The sequence below is a fragment of the Glycomyces tarimensis genome (genome assembly GCF_054776215.1).
The window spans coordinates 25,628-42,069 of sequence record NZ_BAAHCB010000015.1; the positions used below are offsets into that span (position 1 = coordinate 25,628).

The 16,442-nt window shown below is 72.0% G+C and carries 18 protein-coding genes; 15 read left to right on the top strand and 3 right to left on the bottom strand.

Features of this window, described 5'->3' with window-relative positions:
* Positions 1 to 74: 74 nt before the first annotated feature.
* The 13 genes from ACYVK3_RS12275 to ACYVK3_RS12335 all read left to right on the top strand — a co-directional run bounded on the left by ACYVK3_RS12275 (position 75) and on the right by ACYVK3_RS12335 (position 12,367).
* Positions 75 to 527, top strand: coding sequence for a hypothetical protein (locus ACYVK3_RS12275; protein ID WP_460497609.1), 453 nt, complete (start codon positions 75 to 77; stop codon positions 525 to 527).
* A 73-nt stretch (positions 528 to 600) separates the two neighbouring features.
* Positions 601 to 1,341, top strand: a complete 741-nt coding sequence (locus ACYVK3_RS12280; RefSeq protein ID WP_460497610.1) for an SDR family oxidoreductase — start codon at positions 601 to 603, stop codon at positions 1,339 to 1,341.
* A 12-nt stretch (positions 1,342 to 1,353) separates the two neighbouring features.
* Entirely contained in the window at positions 1,354 to 1,938 is a 585-nt protein-coding gene (locus ACYVK3_RS12285; RefSeq protein ID WP_460497611.1) for a TetR/AcrR family transcriptional regulator, read from the top strand.
* A complete protein-coding gene (locus tag ACYVK3_RS12290) occupies positions 1,931 to 2,914 on the top strand; it encodes an NADPH:quinone oxidoreductase family protein (protein WP_460497612.1) in 984 nt (327 codons plus the stop codon). Before ACYVK3_RS12285 ends, ACYVK3_RS12290 begins: the two co-directional genes overlap by 8 nt.
* Before the next feature lie 10 nt (positions 2,915 to 2,924).
* The gene (locus ACYVK3_RS12295; protein ID WP_460497613.1) at positions 2,925 to 3,659 is read left to right on the top strand and encodes an SDR family NAD(P)-dependent oxidoreductase; all 735 of its coding nucleotides are present in this window, start codon (positions 2,925 to 2,927) and stop codon (positions 3,657 to 3,659) included.
* 118 nt (positions 3,660 to 3,777) lie between these two features.
* Positions 3,778 to 4,524 (top strand): ABC transporter ATP-binding protein, encoded by a 747-nt coding sequence (locus tag ACYVK3_RS12300; protein ID WP_460497614.1) that lies wholly within the window; start codon positions 3,778 to 3,780, stop codon positions 4,522 to 4,524.
* Positions 4,521 to 5,237: an ABC transporter ATP-binding protein gene (locus ACYVK3_RS12305; RefSeq protein ID WP_460497615.1), complete on the top strand. Its 717-nt coding sequence runs from the start codon at positions 4,521 to 4,523 to the stop codon at positions 5,235 to 5,237. Before ACYVK3_RS12300 ends, ACYVK3_RS12305 begins: the two co-directional genes overlap by 4 nt.
* Positions 5,237 to 6,115, top strand: coding sequence for a branched-chain amino acid ABC transporter permease (locus tag ACYVK3_RS12310; protein ID WP_460497616.1), 879 nt, complete (start codon positions 5,237 to 5,239; stop codon positions 6,113 to 6,115). The genes ACYVK3_RS12305 and ACYVK3_RS12310 overlap by 1 nt, the downstream gene beginning before the upstream one ends.
* A complete protein-coding gene (locus tag ACYVK3_RS12315; RefSeq protein WP_460497617.1) occupies positions 6,112 to 7,176 on the top strand; it encodes a branched-chain amino acid ABC transporter permease in 1,065 nt (354 codons plus the stop codon). Before ACYVK3_RS12310 ends, ACYVK3_RS12315 begins: the two co-directional genes overlap by 4 nt.
* 5 nt (positions 7,177 to 7,181) lie before the next feature.
* A complete protein-coding gene (locus ACYVK3_RS12320; RefSeq protein WP_460497618.1) occupies positions 7,182 to 8,441 on the top strand; it encodes an ABC transporter substrate-binding protein in 1,260 nt (419 codons plus the stop codon).
* 43 nt (positions 8,442 to 8,484) lie between these two features.
* A complete protein-coding gene (locus tag ACYVK3_RS12325) occupies positions 8,485 to 9,549 on the top strand; it encodes a phosphotransferase family protein (RefSeq protein WP_460497619.1) in 1,065 nt (354 codons plus the stop codon).
* On the top strand, positions 9,525 to 10,769 hold the full coding sequence (locus ACYVK3_RS12330) for an acyl-CoA dehydrogenase family protein (protein WP_460497620.1): 1,245 nt from the start codon (positions 9,525 to 9,527) through the stop codon (positions 10,767 to 10,769). Before ACYVK3_RS12325 ends, ACYVK3_RS12330 begins: the two co-directional genes overlap by 25 nt.
* The gene (locus ACYVK3_RS12335) at positions 10,766 to 12,367 is read left to right on the top strand and encodes a long-chain-fatty-acid--CoA ligase (protein ID WP_460497621.1); all 1,602 of its coding nucleotides are present in this window, start codon (positions 10,766 to 10,768) and stop codon (positions 12,365 to 12,367) included. The genes ACYVK3_RS12330 and ACYVK3_RS12335 overlap by 4 nt, the downstream gene beginning before the upstream one ends.
* Before the next feature lie 12 nt (positions 12,368 to 12,379).
* Here the strand turns inward: ACYVK3_RS12335 and ACYVK3_RS12340 are convergent, their stop codons facing one another.
* Complete coding sequence (locus ACYVK3_RS12340; RefSeq protein WP_460497622.1) at positions 12,380 to 12,796, bottom strand: acyl-CoA thioesterase; 417 nt, start codon at positions 12,794 to 12,796, stop codon at positions 12,380 to 12,382.
* Between the two features lie 111 nt (positions 12,797 to 12,907).
* Between ACYVK3_RS12340 and ACYVK3_RS12345 the strand changes: the two genes are divergently transcribed.
* Positions 12,908 to 14,086 carry an acyl-CoA dehydrogenase family protein gene (locus ACYVK3_RS12345; RefSeq protein WP_460497746.1) on the top strand — a complete coding sequence of 393 codons (1,179 nt, stop codon included), beginning with the start codon at positions 12,908 to 12,910 and terminating at the stop codon, positions 14,084 to 14,086.
* A gap of 13 nt (positions 14,087 to 14,099) precedes the next feature.
* On the top strand, positions 14,100 to 15,323 hold the full coding sequence (locus ACYVK3_RS12350; protein ID WP_460497623.1) for an acetyl-CoA C-acetyltransferase: 1,224 nt from the start codon (positions 14,100 to 14,102) through the stop codon (positions 15,321 to 15,323).
* Positions 15,324 to 15,391: 68 nt separating this feature from the next.
* Here ACYVK3_RS12350 and ACYVK3_RS12355 read toward each other — a convergent pair whose 3' ends face one another.
* Both ACYVK3_RS12355 and ACYVK3_RS12360 read right to left on the bottom strand, forming a co-directional pair.
* Complete coding sequence (locus ACYVK3_RS12355; protein WP_460497624.1) at positions 15,392 to 15,856, bottom strand: MaoC family dehydratase; 465 nt, start codon at positions 15,854 to 15,856, stop codon at positions 15,392 to 15,394.
* Positions 15,853 to 16,442, bottom strand: a 590-nt coding sequence (locus ACYVK3_RS12360) for an SDR family oxidoreductase (protein ID WP_460497625.1), incomplete at its 5' end; no start/stop codon positions are given. The genes ACYVK3_RS12360 and ACYVK3_RS12355, both read right to left, overlap by 4 nt.

Below are 16,442 nucleotides of genomic sequence, written 5' to 3' on the forward strand. Positions count from 1 at the left end.
CTTTTCATCAACTGTTCGCCGATTCGATAGGCGTGCGGTTGTCATGGGAACGGCTCGAGCGTTGCAGCGCGCCCGTGACCGAGCTCGTCGTCACCGACAGGTCCCGCATCGCACGCATGCTCACGCCGTGGTTCGCCGGCGGGGCGGGCGGTCCCGGCTCGGAGTTCGACCTGGGCTCGACGCCGATGACGATCGGGCAGGCCGTGCGCAGCCCGACCTCCTGGAACAACGGCGTGGCGGCGCGGGTCGGCTACTTCCGCCACCGCTTCGCCGAGCAGCACGGCCCCGTCATGCTCCTCATCCCGGCCTATGCGGTCGACCACCACGTGCTGCTGCTCGACGGCGTCCACCGGATCATCGCCGCGATGATGTCCGAAGTCGAGCTCAGGCTCATCGCCTATGTGCTCGACGGTCCCGCCGACGGCGCCGTCTCCCTGTGCGCCGCACGGTGGGCCGACGTCCTCCTCGACCGGCCGGCCGCCGAGGACCGCATGCACCTGTTCCCCGGTTGGGGCTCGCTGGCGTAAAGCGTCCGCCGGAGTGCGCGGGCGGCGCATGGTAGGGTCGACTGCAAACCGACCAGACGGTATGGAGTCGCGCATGCAGAGGTTCGAGGGCAGAGTCGCCCTGATCACCGGGGCCAGCAGGGGCATCGGACTGGCGGTCGCCCAGCGGCTGGTGTCCGAGGGCGCCTCGGTGGTCATCACCGGGCGCGACGAGGAGCGCCTGGACGCGGCGGTGGCCGGCCTCGGCGAGGAGCGCGCCTGCGGGGTGCGCGGCCGCGCCGACGACCCGGGGCACCGCGCCGAGGCCCTCGCGCGCGCGCTCGAGCGGTTCGGCCGGCTCGACCACCTGGTCAACAACGCCGGCATCAACCCCGCCTGGGGCCCGCTCACCGGCCTCGACGCCGACCTCGCCCGCAAGGTCTTCGAGGTGAACGTGCTCGCGTCCCTGGACTGGACCCGCGACGCCGTCGCCGCCGCGCAGCCGAGCTCGGTGCTGAACATGGCCTCGATCGCCGGCACCGCCGCCAGCCCCAACATCGGCTTCTACGGCGTCTCCAAGGCCGCCCTGATCAACCTGACGATCCAGCTCGCCGACGAGCTCGCCCCAGCCGTGCGCGTCAACGCGCTCGCCCCCGCCGTCATCAAGACCAAACTCTCCCGGGCGCTCTACGAAGGACGCGAGGAGCAGGCCGCCGCGGCCTACCCTCTGGGCCGCCTCGGCGTCCCCGAGGACGTCGCCGGACCCGCCGCCTTCCTCCTGTCCGATGACGCCGCGTGGATCACCGGACAGACGCTGCTCGTCGACGGCGGCGCCGGCAACCGGCAGGCGGGGTGAAAGATGGGTGCCATGAAGACCAAGAGCGTCCCCGACGAAGTCCTGCGCGCCGCACTGGAACTGTTCGCCGAACAGGGCTACGCCAATACCAGCGTCCAGCAGATCGTGCAGGCCGCCGGCGTCACCAAAGGCGCGATGTACCACTACTTCACCTCCAAGGACGACCTCCTGTTCGCGATCTACGAGCGCATGCTGTCGCTCCAGAAGCGGCGGCTCGACGAGATCACCGCTCGGGGCGGCGAGGCCGAGGAGGTCCTGCGCGCCGTGTGCGAGGACGTGGTCGTCACCTCCATCGACTTCCTTCCCGAAGGCACCATCTTCTTCCGCAGCCAGCACATGCTCGCGCCCGAGCGCCAGCAGGAGGTCAAGCGCCGCCGCCGCGAATACCACGACGCGTTCGCCGAACTCATCGCCCGCGGCCAGGCCGAGGGCCGCTTCCGCGACGACATGCCGACCTCGGTGCTCATCGCGCACTTCTTCTCCGACGTCCACTATCTGCCGCACTGGTACTCGCCCGAAGGACCCGAGACCAAGGGCGAAGTGGCCCAGCAGATCACCGAGCTGTTCCTGCGAGGCATCAGGAGGACCGATGGCTGATTCGATGCGCGCCTGGCGTGTGACCGCCCACGGCGAACCCGAGCGGGTCATGGAAGTGCACGAGGTCGAGCTGCCCGAACCGGGGCCCGGCGAGGTCCTCGTCCGGGTGCGCGCCGCCGCGGTGAACTTCCCCGACGCGCTCCTGGCCCGAGGCCGCTACCAGGTACGCCCCGAGCTGCCGTTCATCCCCGGCATCGAGCTGTGCGGCGACGTCGTCGCCCTCGGGCCGGGCGTGACCGGACTCGAGACGGGCACGCGTGTCGTCGGTTCGAAGATCGGCGTCATGGCGGAGTACGCCGCCGTGCCGGCCGAGGCCGTGCGCCCGGCCCCGGCGTCGCTCGACGACGCGGCCGCCGCCTCGCTCACGATCGCCTACCAGACCGCGTGGTTCGGCCTCCACCGCCGCGCCGCGCTCCGATCCGGAGAGACTCTGCTCGTCCACGCCGCCGCGGGCGGGGTCGGCACCGCCGCCTGCCAGCTCGGGGCCGCCGCCGGAGCGACCGTGGTCGGCGTCGTCGGCAGCGCCGCCAAGGCCGAGGTCGCCCGCGCCTCGGGCGCGGGCGAGGTCCTGCTGCGCGAGGACGACTGGATCGGCGCGGTCAAGCGCGAGCTGGGCGGCGCCGACGTCGTGTTCGACCCCGTCGGCGGCGAGGCCTTCGAGGGCTCGACCCGCTGCGTGGCCTTCGAGGGACGCATCATCGTGGTCGGCTTCGCCAGCGGCACCATCCCCGCCGTCCAGGCGGGCCACCCCCTCGTCAAGAACTACAGCGTGCTCGGTCTCCACTGGGCCCTGTACCAGCAGCGCCGCCCGGAGCTCGTCGTCGAGGCGCACGAGGAGCTCACGCGATTGGCCGACGAGGGCGCCGTCCGCCCCGTCGTGGCCGAGGTCGTGCCGTTCGACCAGGCCGCCGCGGCGGTCCAGCGGGTGGCGTCCGGGAGCACCACGGGGCGGCTCGTGGTGCGGATCGCCGAGTGAGGCGGTGGAGATGACCGATATGGACGGACGCGTCGCGATCGTCACTGGCGGCGCGCGCGGCATCGGGGAGGCCTACGTCCGGGCCCTGCACGGCGCGGGCGCCGGCGTCGTCATCGCCGACATCCTCGCCGAGGAGGGCGAGGCGCTGGCCGCCGAGCTCGGCGACCGCGCCCGCTTCACGCGGCTGGACGTGGCCGACGAGGCGGCCTGGGACCGCACCGTCGCCGACACGATCGCATCGTTCGGCGGCGTTGACGTGCTGGTGAACAACGCCGGGATCGCCAACGCCGCGCCGATCGAGCACTTCACCCTCGAGAAGTGGAACGCGGTGATCGCCGTGAACCTCACCGGCACCTTCCTCGGCTGCCGGGCCGTGGTCCCGGCGATGAAGGCCGCCGGGCGCGGCTCGATCGTCAACGTCTCCTCAGTGGAGGGACTGCGCGGCAGCGTCCGCCTCCACGGCTACACCGCCTCGAAGTTCGCCGTCCGCGGGCTGACCAAGTCGCTCGCTGTCGAACTGGGCTCCTCAGGCATCCGCGTCAACTCGATCCACCCGGGCTTCATCGACACCGAGATGAGCAAGCGCATCGACCCCGACGCGCTCATCATCCCGCTCACGCGCGGGGGCGTCCCGGGCGACCTCACCGGCGCGGTCCTGTTCCTCGCGAGCGACGCCTCGGCCTACGTGACCGGCACCGAGATCGTCGTGGACGGCGGCATGACCGCCGGCATCCCACACGTCTGAGACCTCGGTTCGAGCCGTCTCCATATCGAAATGGATTCACACCGCCACGCACATACCGTCCGGTCGGTATTTCAGGTAGAGTGGCGGTACTCCGACACGAAGAGGTGCGAGTACCAAGATGACGAAGACCCCTCCGCCCGGCGGGCCCCCTCGGCTCGAAGTGAGCGGCCTCCACGTGACCTTCGGCGGCCTCACCGCCCTCGACGACGTCGCATTCACCGTCGGCGACGGCGAGACGGTCGCCCTCATCGGCCCCAACGGCGCCGGCAAGACCACCGTGTTCAACGCCGTGTGCGGCCTCGTGAAACCCCGCGCCGGCGCCGTCCGCATCGGCGGCCGCCCCGCACCGGGCAAGCCCACCGGCCTCCTGGCAGCGGGCGTCTCCCGCACCCTCCAGGGACTGGGACTGTTCGACCGCATGAGCGTCCGCGAACACCTCCTCGTGCCGATGTCGAGCCTGCGCGTCACCTCCGCCGAGGCCGCCGCCCGGACCCGCGCGATCCTCGACGAGCTCGACCTCGCCGACGCCGCCGACCGCCCCGCCGGCACCCTGCCCTACCCCGAGCGCAAACGCGTCGCACTCGCCCGCGCGCTCGTCTCCCAACCGGACCTCCTGCTGCTCGACGAGCCCGCCGGCGGCCTCGCCCCCGCCGACATCGCCGCGCTCACCGCCGCGATCCGCCGCGTCGCCGACGCCGGCTGCGCCGTCCTGCTCGTGGAGCACCACGTCGACTTCGTCATGGACATCGCCGACCGCGTCGTCGTCCTCGACTTCGGCAGGGTCATCGCCTGCGGCGAACCCGACCAGGTGCGCGGCGACCCCGCCGTCGAAGCCGCCTACCTCGGTTTGGAGGCCGCCTCATGAGCACCCTGACCTGCCGCGACCTCACCGTCGGCTACGGCGACGGCGCCCCCGTCATCGCAGCGCTGAGCATCGAGATCGCCGACGGCGCCATCGTCGCCCTTCTCGGCGCCAACGGCGCCGGCAAGACCACACTGCTCCGCGCCCTCACCGGCCAGGTCGCCGCCCGCGGCGGCCGGATCCTGCTCGACGGCGACGACCTCACGGCAGTGTCCACCGAGGACCGCGTCCGGCGCGGGCTGGCGCTCGTCCCCGAAGGGCGCAGCGTCGTCGTCGAACTCACCGTCGAGGAGAACCTCCGACTCGGCGCCCTGTGGCGGCACCGCGGCCGGGCCCGCCGCGCCGCCGTCGAGGAGATGTACGACCTCTTCGAACCCCTCGCCCGCCGCCGCCACGCCGCCGGGCACACCCTCTCGGGAGGCGAGCGTCAAATGCTCGCGCTGGCCCGCGCGCTCGTCTCCCGTCCACGCGTCCTGCTGCTCGACGAACCCTCCCTCGGCCTCGCCCCGCTCGTCGTGGCGCAGCTGCTCGGCGTGCTCCGCGAGACCGCCGAACGCACCGGCCTGACCGTGCTGCTCGCCGAGCAGAACGTCACCGGCGCCCTCTCCGTGGCCCACCGCGGCGTGGTGCTCTCCCTCGGCGAGGTGGTGGCCGATCGACCGGCCGCCGCCCTCGCCGCCGATCCCGCCCTCCGGCACGCCTACCTGGGGTTCTGATGGACCGACTCGTCTTCCTGCTCTCGACCGGTCTCGCCCGCGGGGCCGTCCTGGCGCTCTTCGCCCTCTCCTTGGTGATCGTGTGGCGCGCGGCCCGGGTGGTGAACTTCGCCCAAGCCGCCATGGCCGTGTGCGCCGTGTACGTCGCCTTCGCGCTCACCGCCGCCACCGGCTCGTACTGGCTCGGCCTGTTCGGCGGGCTCGCGACGGGAGCGCTCCTCGGTGCGGCCGTCGAACGCGGGCTCATGAAACGGGTGCCGCATCAGACGCCCCTGCCGAGCATGATCGTCGCGATCGGACTGGTGATGGTCCTCCAAGCCGGGCTCGCCATCGCCTTCGGCCCCGAGCACCGCCCGATCAGCGCGCCGTTCTCCGAGCGGCCCTTCATCGTCGGTGACGTCCCCGTGCTCTCCCCGTACGGGCTGTTCACCCTCGTCATCGCCGCAGTCGTCATGGCCGCGCTCGCGCTGCTGTTCGCTCGCACCTCCCTCGGTCTGCAACTGCGGGCCGCCGCCTTCGCACCCGAGACCTCCCGGCTCCTCGGCGTGCGCGTGCCCCGCATGGTCACCGTCGGCTGGATGCTCTCGGTGGCCGCGGCGGCACTCGCCGCGCTCCTGCTGGTGCCCACCGAACTCGGCCTCAACCCGCACGCCGCCGACCTGCTCTTCGTCAACGCCTTCGCCGTCGCCGTGGTCGGCGGGCTCGACTCCCCGGTCGGCGCCCTCGTGGCCGGCGTCGCCATCGGGATGCTCGCCAGCCTCGTCACCGGGTACGTCTCGGCCGCCGCCGTGCCACTGGCCGTGCTCGCCCTCCTGACGGTGGTGCTCCTGGTGCGACCGGGCGGACTCTTCTCCGCGAGGGAGGCCCGGTCAGCATGAGGCTCTCCCTGCGCGCCGCGCTGCTCACCCTCCTCGCCCTCGCGGCCACCTTCGGCCTCGACCCGTTCCGCAACTACCAGCTCGCCACCGCCGCCGCCTGCTTCGCCGCCGTCGCCGGACTCACCGTCCTGGTCGGACTCACCGGCCAGCTCTCCCTCGGCCACGCGGTGCTCATGGCCTCCGGCGGCTACGGCTTCGCCATGACCGCCACGGCGGTCGCCGAGGCCGCCCCCGAGTCGACCGTGCTCATCCTCCTCGCGGGCCTCGCCGGAGCCGTCGCCGTCTCCGGCGTGCTCGGCCTCCTGCTCGGCATGGCCGCCGCCCGGCTCAAGGGGCCCTACCTCGCGGGCCTGACCCTCGCCCTCGTCATCGCGCTGCCCTCGGCGGCGAGCACCCTCCCGATCGGCGGCGACCAAGGCGCCCGCGCACCGTTCTTGGCGGTACCCGAGCCCCTCGCGGCCCTCATCGCCGTCGAGCAGTGGCACGCGTGGCTCGCGATCGTCATCGCCGCCGTCGCCGTGGTGCCGCTCGTCGCGCTCCGCTCCGGCCGGGCCGGCCTGCGCATGCGCGCCGTCCTCGGCGACGAGACCGCCTCGCAGCTGTCCGGAGTGGATCCCGGTGCGGTCAAGACCGGCGCGTTCGTCGCCAGCGCGATCCCCGCCGGACTCGGCGGCGCGGCGCTGGCGATCGTCACCCAGCAGGTCACCCCCGGCGGGTACGGCCTGGCGTTCTCGCTCTCCCTCGTGGTCGCCGCCGTCATCGGCGGCCTCGGCAGCATCGGCGGGGCCGCCGTCGGCGCGGTCCTCATCGTCGCCCTGCCCTGGGTGGTCGACGAGCTCGTCGGCGCCGTGCCCGCCGATCTCGGGCAGCGGCTCGACGGCAACCTCGCCGTCCTGCTGTTCGGCCTCGTCATCGTCGCGGTGACGATCGCCTGGCCGCAGGGCGTGGCCGGCCTGCTCGGGCGGCTCCGCCGCCGAAAGCCGACGGCCCCGCCGGCCGAGCCCGCACCGGCCTCCGAGCCCACTGACATCGCAACCCCTGCAACGAACACAGAGAGGTGATCGGAATGCGAATCCCCACCAGAACGGCGGCCGCCTTGGCCGCCGCGGCGGCCCTCGGGCTGACCGCGTGCAGCACCCCCGGCGATTCGGAGGACACCCCCGGCATCACCGACGACACCGTCACCATCGGCACCCACCAGCCCTTGACCGGCCCCGCCGCGGCCGGCTACTCGACCATCTCGGCGGCCACCACCGCGTACTTCGAGTACCTCAACGACAACGGCGGCATCCACGGCCGCGACATCGAGTACATCGTCAAGGACGACGCCTACGACCCGGCGAATACGCAGTCGGTCGTCCGCGAGCTCGTCACCGAGGACGACGTCTTCGCGATCGTCAACGGCCTCGGCACGCCCACTCACTCGTCCGTGCTCGACTACCTCGACCAGCAGGGCGTCCCCGACCTGTTCGTCTCCTCCGGCTCCCTGACCTGGAACCAGCCTGGGGTGTATCCGAACACCTTCGCCTTCAACGCCGACTACGTCACCGAGGGCGCCGCCCTCGCCCAGTACGCGGTCGAGCAGGACCCGGACGCCAGGATCTGCGTCCTCGGCCAGGACGACGACTACGGCGAGGGCATCCTCGAAGGCGTCGAGGCCGTCGTCGGCGGCGAGACCATCGTCGAGATCCAGAACTACTCGGTCTCCAGCGAGGACGTCAGCGCCCAGATCGGCGCCATGATGGAGGCCGACTGCGAGATCAACGTGCTCGGCACCATCAACGGCTTCACCGCGCGCGCGATCGGCACCGCCGCACAGCTCGAATGGTTCCCGCGGTGGTACGTCTCGTCCTCCGGGGCCGACTACCCGACGCTCGTGGGCTACCTCGGCGAGGAGACCGCCCCGCTCCTGCTCCAGGGCATGGTGAGCGTCAACTACCTCCCGTTCAGCCCCGAGGGCGAATGGGTCGAGCTGTTCACGCGGATCAACGAGGAGTACAACGGCGGCGAGCCGTTCACCGGCAACACGGTGTTCGGCATGAGCGTCGCCTACCTGTTCGCCGAGGCGCTCGCGGCCGCGGGGGAGGACCCCACCCGCGAGTCGCTCGTGGAGGCCGTCGAATCGGGCGACCTCGTCGGCAACGGCATCGTGCCGCTGTCGTTCGGCCCCGACGACCACGCCGCCTACCGCAGCGTCGGCATCACCATCGTCGACGAGGGCGTCCAGGACTACGTGGGCACCACCTACAGCGTGAGCAACGGCCAGGTCGAGACGATCGAGGCCGAGCCCGTGCCGCTGGAGAACGAGGGCGTCCCGCCTCAGTAGCGGGAAGCGCGGACACGCAACGCCGGACAAGAAGAGGGAGTCGATGACCGAAGTGGACGAGACGGCCGAGGTGCCCGGGCTCGACGTGCCCGGCCTGGGCCGGTGGCTTGAGCGCGAGCATCCGGAACTCGCCGGTGACGCGCCGCTGAGGGCGGCGCTGATCGACGGCGGGCGCAGCAACCTCACCTACCGGGTGGACGGCGCGCGGACGCCGCTGGTGCTGCGGCGGCCCCCGCTGGGCCACGTGCTCTCCACGGCGCACGACATGCGCCGCGAGCACCGGGTCATCTCGGCGCTCAAGGGCGTCGTCCCGGTGCCGTCCACGGTGGACCTCGTCGACGACACCGAGGCCGGCGAGGTCACCGGCACGGTCTTCTTCGTCATGGAGTACGTCGACGGCGAGGTCCTCTCCAATCCGGCGCAGAACGCCGGGTGGGAGGAGACCGGGCTGCGCCGGCTCGGCATCGAACTCGCCGAGATCCTCGCCGACCTGCACGCCGCCGACCCCGAAGCGGTGGGCCTGGGCGACTTCGGCCGCCCCGCCGGCTACCTCGCCCGCCAGATGAAGACCTGGAGGCGTCAACTCGACGCCTCCAGGTCGCGGGAGCAGCCGGCACTCGACGAACTCCAGGACCGGCTCGCCGCCTCGCCGCCCGACGAGGGCCGGCGCGCCGGCGTCGTCCACGGCGACTACCGGCTCGACAACGTGCTCGTCGCCGGTCCGAGGGATCGGCCGCGCGTCGCGGCCGTCCTCGACTGGGAGATGGCCACGCTCGGAGACCCGCTCGTGGACCTGGGGATGCTCGGCATGTACTGGCACATACGCGAACTGCGCGGGGGCGAGGCCGCCGCGGGCGCGATCGTGCCCGGCGCCGGCTACCCCGACTTCGACGAGGTCGTCGAGGCCTATGCCTCCCGCTCGGGGACCGGTGTGCCGGATCTGGCCTGGTATCGGGCGTTCGCCTGCTACAAACTGGCCGTGATCCTCGAGGGCATCCACTACCGCTACACCGGCGGGCAGACCGTCGGCGAAGGGTTCGAGACGATCGGCGACCTCGTGGCGCCGCTGGCCGAGGAGGGGCTGTGGATTTCCAAGCGGACGAGATGACGACCGCCTACGTCGAGGAGGCGCGGGCCTTTCTGGACGCGCACGTCCTGCCCGCCGAGGCCGTGCTGCGCGAACAGGTCGAGTCCACACCGGAGGAGTGGACCTTCCGTCCCGTCGTGCGCGAGCTCCAGAAGGTGGCGCGCGAGCGGGGCCTGTGGAACCTGTTCCTGCCGCCCGGACCGAACGGCGACGGCCGCGGCGCCGGGCTCACCAACCTCCAGTACGCCCCCGTCGCCGAGCTCACCGGGCACAGCCCCCGCCTCGCACCCGCCGCGATGAACTGCGCCGCCCCCGACACCGGCAACATGGAGCTCCTGGCCCACTTCGGGACCCGCGAGCAGCAGCGCCAATGGCTCGAACCGCTGCTGGAGGCCGAGATCCGATCGGCGTTCTGCATGACCGAACCCGACGTCGCCTCCTCGGACGCCGCGCAGATCGCCACCCACATCCGCCGCGCCGGCGCCGACTACGTGATCTCGGGCCGCAAATGGTTCGCCACCGGCGCGATGAACCCCGACTGCCGGCTGTTCATCGTCATGGGCAAGACCGACCCCGAGGCGCCGCGGCACCGGCAGCAGTCGATGGTCCTCGTCCCGCGCGAGACGCCGGGGGTCACCGTCGTGCGGCCGCTGACCGTCCTCGGCTACGACGACCGCGACCACGGCGGCCACGCCGAAGTCCACTTCGACGACGTCCGCGTCCGGGCCGCGAACCTCCTCGGCGGCGAAGGGGAGGGCTTCGCCATCGCCCAGGCCCGGCTCGGGCCCGGCCGCGTCCACCACTGCATGCGCGCGCTCGGCATGGCCGAACGCGCCCTCGACCTGGCGCGGACCAGAGCGAACGACCGCGTCGCGTTCGGCGGGCCGCTCGCCGAGAAGGGCCTCGTCCGCGCCTGGGCCGCCGAGTCCCGCATCGAGCTCGAAGCGCTGCGCCTGCTCGTGCTCAAGACCGCCTGGCTCATGGACACCGTCGGCAACAAGCGGGCCATGACCGAGATCCAGGCCATCAAGATCGCCGTTCCCCGCGCCGTTCAGCGCATCCTCGACCAGGCGATCCAACTGTTCGGCGCCGCGGGACTGACCGGCCAGGAGCCCTTGGCCGCGATGCTGGCCGGCGCGCGCGCGATGCGCCTGGCCGACGGACCCGACGAGGTCCACCTCGCCGCCCTCGGCAAGGCCGAGATGCGACCCCGAATCCCTCTGGAAGGAGACCTGCAATGACGCACCGTCCCGACCCCGCCGTCGACGGACCCGGTCAAGGCACGCTCTCGATCGCGAGCATCCTCGCCGAGACCGCCCGCCGCCACCCCGAGCGGCCCGCTCTCCACTTCATGGGGCACACCATCACCTATGGGGCCCTGTGGGAGCAGACCCGCGCGTACGCCGGGGCGCTGGCCGCGCGCGGCATCGGCGCCGGCTCGCGCGTCGCGATGGTGGTGCCGAACGTGCCGGACTTCCCGCGCGTCTACTACGCCGCGCTCTCGCTCGGCGCCGTCGTGATTCCCGTGCACCTGCTGTTCAAGGCCGAGGAGATCGCGTTCGTCCTCGAGGACGCCGAGGCCGACCTCGTCGTGGCCGCCGCGCCCATGCTGGCCGAGGCCGCGCCCGCCGCCGCGATCGCGAAGGTGCCGCTGGTGACCGTGCTCGCCCCCGAAGGCCTGGAGCTCGGCGGCGCACCCGTCGCCCGGCTGGAGGAGGAGGCCGCCGCGGCGACGCCGATCGCCCGCCACACCCTGGTCAACCCGCTCGCCGCCGCGACCATCCTCTACACCTCGGGCACGACCGGCACGCCGAAGGGCGCCGTCGGCTCGCACCTGGCGATGATCGAGCAGGTGCACTGCTCGCTCATCGACTCCTTCGACATGCGCCCGGACGACATCGTCTACGGCGGGCTGCCGTTCTTCCACTCGTTCGGGCAGATGGCCGTGCTCAACATGGCCTTCAGGACCGGGGCCTCGATCATCCTGCTGCCGAAGTTCGACCCCGACGAGGCGCTCGCGCTGCTGACGCGCCACCGGGCCACCGTGTTCACCGCCGTCCCGACCAACTTCGCCGGGATGGTCGAGGCCGCCAAGCGCTCACCGGACCGGCCGCCGCTGCGGTACGCCGTCTCCGGCGGCGCGGCGCTGCCGGTGGCGCTGCTGGAGGCGTTCGAGGAGGCGTACGGGGCGCAGGTCCACGAGGGCTACGGGCTCACCGAGACCTCCCCGTCGTGCACGTTCAACATCACCGCCGAGCCCATCCGGCCCGGCACGGTCGGCCGTCCCATGTGGGGCGTCGACGTCGCCGTGGCCGATCCCGAGGCCGAGGACCGGATCGAGCTCCTGCCCGATCCCGCGCCGGACGGCCAGAGCGAGCTCGGGGAACTGGTCGTGCGCGGCCACAACCTCATGAAGGGCTACCTGGGCCGGCCCGACGCCACCGCGGCCGCCGTCGTGGACGGCTGGTTCCGCACCGGCGACCTCGGCACGGTCGACGCCGACGGCATCGTGACCATCGTGGACCGCAAGAAGGACATGATCATCCGCAACGGCTACAACGTGTACCCCACGGAGGTCGAGGCGGTGCTGGCCCGGCACCCCGCGGTGTCGATCGCGGCGATCTTCGGCGTGCCGGACGAGATGCACGGCCAGGAGGTCCACGCCGCCGTCGTCCTCGCCGAGGGCCGCAGCGCGACCGCCGAGGAGCTGGTGGCGTACATGAAGGAGAAGGTCGCCGCCTACAAGTACCCGCGCGTGGTGCACCTGGTGGAGACCCTCCCGCTCGGTCCGAGCGGGAAGGTCCTCAAGCGCGAGCTCGTGGAGACGTTCGGGAAATAGCGGCGACCCCGCTCAGCCCACCTTGAGCCGCTCCACCACCGCGGACCGGATCGGCTCGGGGACCGGCACCGGGCGGCGCCGGTCCCGGTCCACGAACACGTGCGTGAACCGGCCCAGCGCCAGCGGGGCGTCGCGATCCGGCGCCCCGCTCCGCACGATCGCCAGGTCCCAGGTGATCGAGGTCGTGCCGAGCCGGGCGACGGCGACGTCGACCTCCAGCACCTCGGGGAACGACGCCGGCTCGAGGAACTCGCACGACGAGGCCCGTGCCAGCCCGATCACGGGCCCTTGCGGGTCGAGCGCCGCGTTGGACATCATCCACATGTTCACCGCCGAGTCCATCGCCTCGTAGTACACGGCGTTGTTCATGTGGCCGTACTGATCGTTGTCGTTCCAGCGCAATGGGAACACATGTCGATATCCCGTCATGGCCACTCCTTGGGGCAATCGGTGGAAGGATTACGTAATCATGCATACTAGTCACAGACCGACCGGTCGGAATGTTCGGCTCGGTCGGCCCGGATCGGAGGACCGATGACGATGGCCCACGACGTGCTCGACGCCGACTTCTACTCCTTCCAGGACGCGCTCACCCCGGTGGAGCGCGAGGCCGTGCTCGGCCTGCGGGAGTTCATGGAACGCGAGGTCCGCCCCATCGCCGACGACTACTGGGAACGCGCCGAGTTCCCGTACCACCTCATCTCCGGCTTCGCCGAGACCGGCGTGGTCGGCGCGGCGTGGCCCGAGGCGGCCCGCTTCGAGAACAGCGCCGTCTACCGCGGCTGGTGCGCCCTCGAGATGGCCCGCGTCGACGCCTCGTTCGCGACCTTCGTCGGCGTCACCAGCGGCCTCGCGATGACCTCGATCGGCGTCGGCGGCTCGGACGAGCAGCGCGCGCAATGGCTGCCGCCCATGGGCCGCTGCGAGACCATCGGCGCCTTCGGGCTCACCGAGCCCCTCGCCGGCTCCGACGCCGCCAAAGGGCTCCGCACCACCGCCACGCGCCGCGGCGACACCTGGATCCTCAACGGCGCCAAGCGCTGGATCGGCAACGCCACCTTCGCCGACGTCACCGTCATCTTGGCCAAGGACACCGAGGAAGGCCAGGTCAAGGGCTTCCTCGTGCGGGGAGACGCGCCCGGCTTCACCGCCACCAAGATCGAGCGCAAGCAGTCGCTGCGCTCGGTCCAGAACGCCGACATCGAACTGACCGACGTCGAGGTCCCCGAGTCCGACCGGCTCCAGCGCATCGACTCCTTCCGCGACGTCGCCAAGATCCTGCGCCTCACCCGCGCCGGAGTCGCCTGGGAGGCCGTCGGCATCGCCGTCGGCGCCTACGAGGCCGCCGCGAAGTACGCCAAGGAACGCGAGCAGTTCGGCCGGCCCATCGCCTCCTTCCAGCTCGTGCAGGACAAGCTCGTGAGCACGCTCGCCGACATCACCGCCAGCATCGCCATGTGCGTGCAGGTCTCGCGCATGCAGGACCAGGGCGTCCAGCGCGACGAGCACGCCGCGATGGCCAAGGCCTTCGTCACCTCCCGCATGCGCGAGACCGTCGGATGGTGCCGGGAGATCCTCGGCGGCAACGGCATCCAACTCGACTACGGCGTCGCGCGGCACTTCGCCGACGCCGAGGCCGTCTACTCCTACGAGGGCACGCGCGACATGAACACCCTCATCGTCGGCCGGGCGATCACCGGCCACCAGGCATTCGTCTAGAAAGGGACACCACATGACCGAGGCCTACATCGTCGCGACCGCGCGCTCGCCCATCGGGCGGGCCCACAAGGGGTCGCTCAAGGACACCCGCGCCGACGACCTCGCCGCGCAGATGGTGCGCGCCGCCGTCGACCGGGTCCCCGGGCTGGATCCGTCCAGGATCGACGACCTGCTGCTCGGCTGCGGACTGCCGGGCGGGCGGCAGGGCATGAACATGGCCCGCATCGTCGCCGTGCTGCTCGGCTGGGACACCGTCCCCGGCACCACGGTGACCCGGTACTGCTCCTCCAGCCTCCAGTCCACCCGCATGGCCTTCCACGCGATCAAGGCCGGCGAGGGCGACGTGTTCGTCTCGGCCGGCGTCGAGTCGCTCAGCGGCATGGCCGAAGGGTCGAGCGACGCCATCCCCGGCGTCGACCTGAACAACCCCCGCTTCGCCGAGGCCCTCGAGCGCACCGAGCGACGCGCCGAGGGCGGCGCCCTGGTGTGGACGGACCCGCGCCAGGATGGCCTCCTGCCCGACCCCTACATCGCGATGGGCCAGACCGCCGAGAACGTCGCCGGCCTGTGCGGCGTCGGCCGCGAGCAGCAGGACGCCTTCGCCGCTCGCAGCCAGCAGCGAGCCGAGCAGGCCATCGCCGAGGGCTTCTGGGAGCGCGACATCACCCCGGTCACTCTCGCCGACGGCACCGTCGTCTCCGCCGACGACAGCCCGCGCGCGGGCACCACGGTGGAGAAGCTCGCCACCTTGGACCCGGTGTTCCGCCCCGACGGCACCGTCACCGCGGGCAACGCCTGCCCGCTCAACGACGGCGCCGCCGCCGTGGTCGTCGTCTCCGAGCGGGTCGTCGAGGAGCTCGGGCTGGAGCCGGTGGCGCGAATCGTCTCCACCGGCGTGAGCGCCCTGTCCCCGGAGATCATGGGCCTCGGACCGGTCGAGGCCAGCAGGAGGGCGCTCGCGCTGGCGGGCCTGGGCATCGAGGACATGGACCTCGTGGAGATCAACGAGGCGTTCGCCGCGCAGGTGATCCCCTCGGCGCGGATGCTCGGCATCGACGAGGAGAAGCTGAACGTCAAGGGCGGTGCGATCGCCGTCGGGCATCCGTTCGGCATGACCGGCGCGCGGATCACCTCCACGCTCCTGAACGCGCTCGCCGACACCGGCGGGCGCTACGGGCTGGAGACGATGTGCGTGGGCGGCGGCCAGGGCATGGCGATGGTCGTCGAACGGCTCTGAACGCCCGCCCCCTCGAACACCACAGGCCCGGACGACCGCGGTGGTCCTCCGGGCCTCATCGGCGTCCCTCAGGACTCGGGGACGTACAGCGAGATGGTCTGGGCGATGAGCGCCGGCTTGTCGACGCCCTCGATCTCGACGGTCACCGCCGAGCCGAGCCGCACGCCCATGGCGGTGGTCTCCGCAGCGGTGATCTCCGTCGTCGCGCGCACCCGCGAGCCGGCGGGCACGGGATTGAGGAAGCGCACCTTGTCCATCCCGTAGTTCATCGCCATGGCGGTGCGCCCCACCTCGACCAGCGAGGAGGCCAGGCGCGGCAGCAGGGAGAGCGTGAGGAAACCGTGCGCGATCGTCGCCCCGAACGGCCCGGCGGCGGCGCGCTCGGGGTCGACGTGGATCCACTGCCGGTCCTCGGTGGCCTCGGCGAAGGCGTCGATGCGGTCCTGCTCGACGGTGAACCACGCACCGGTGGCCCGGCGCCCGACCGCGTCCGCCAGCTCGGCGGGGGAGGCGACCGTGATCGTCGTGCTCATGCCTTGGGCCCTCCCGCCACGTACAGCACCTGACCGGAGACGAAGCCGGCCTCTTCGGAGCAGAAGAAGGCCACGGCGGCGGCGATGTCCTCGGGCTGCCCGACGCGGCCGACGGGCGCCTCCTTGGCGGCGTGCGCCAGGAAGTCGTCGAACGGCACGCCGATGCGCTCGGCGGTCAGCTTGGTCATCTCGGTCTGGATGAAACCGGGGGCGACGGCGTTCGCGGTGACGCCGAACTTGCCGAGCTCGATGGCGAGGGTCTTGGTGAATCCCTGCATACCGGCCTTCGCGGCGGCGTAGTTGGCCTGCCCGCGGTTGCCGAGCGCCGAGGTGCTCGACAGGTTCACGATCCGGCCCCATCCGGCGTCGACCATGTGCGACTGCACGGCACGGGTCATGAGGAACGCGCCCCGCAGGTGCACGCCCAGAACCGCGTCCCAGTCGTCGGCGGTCATCTTGAACAGCAGGTTGTCGCGGAGGATCCCGGCGTTGTTCACGAGGATCCCGGGCCGGCCCAGCTCGGCGGCGACGCGCTCGACGGCGGCGGTCACGGCCGCCTCGTCGGCGAGGTCGCCGACGACCGCGA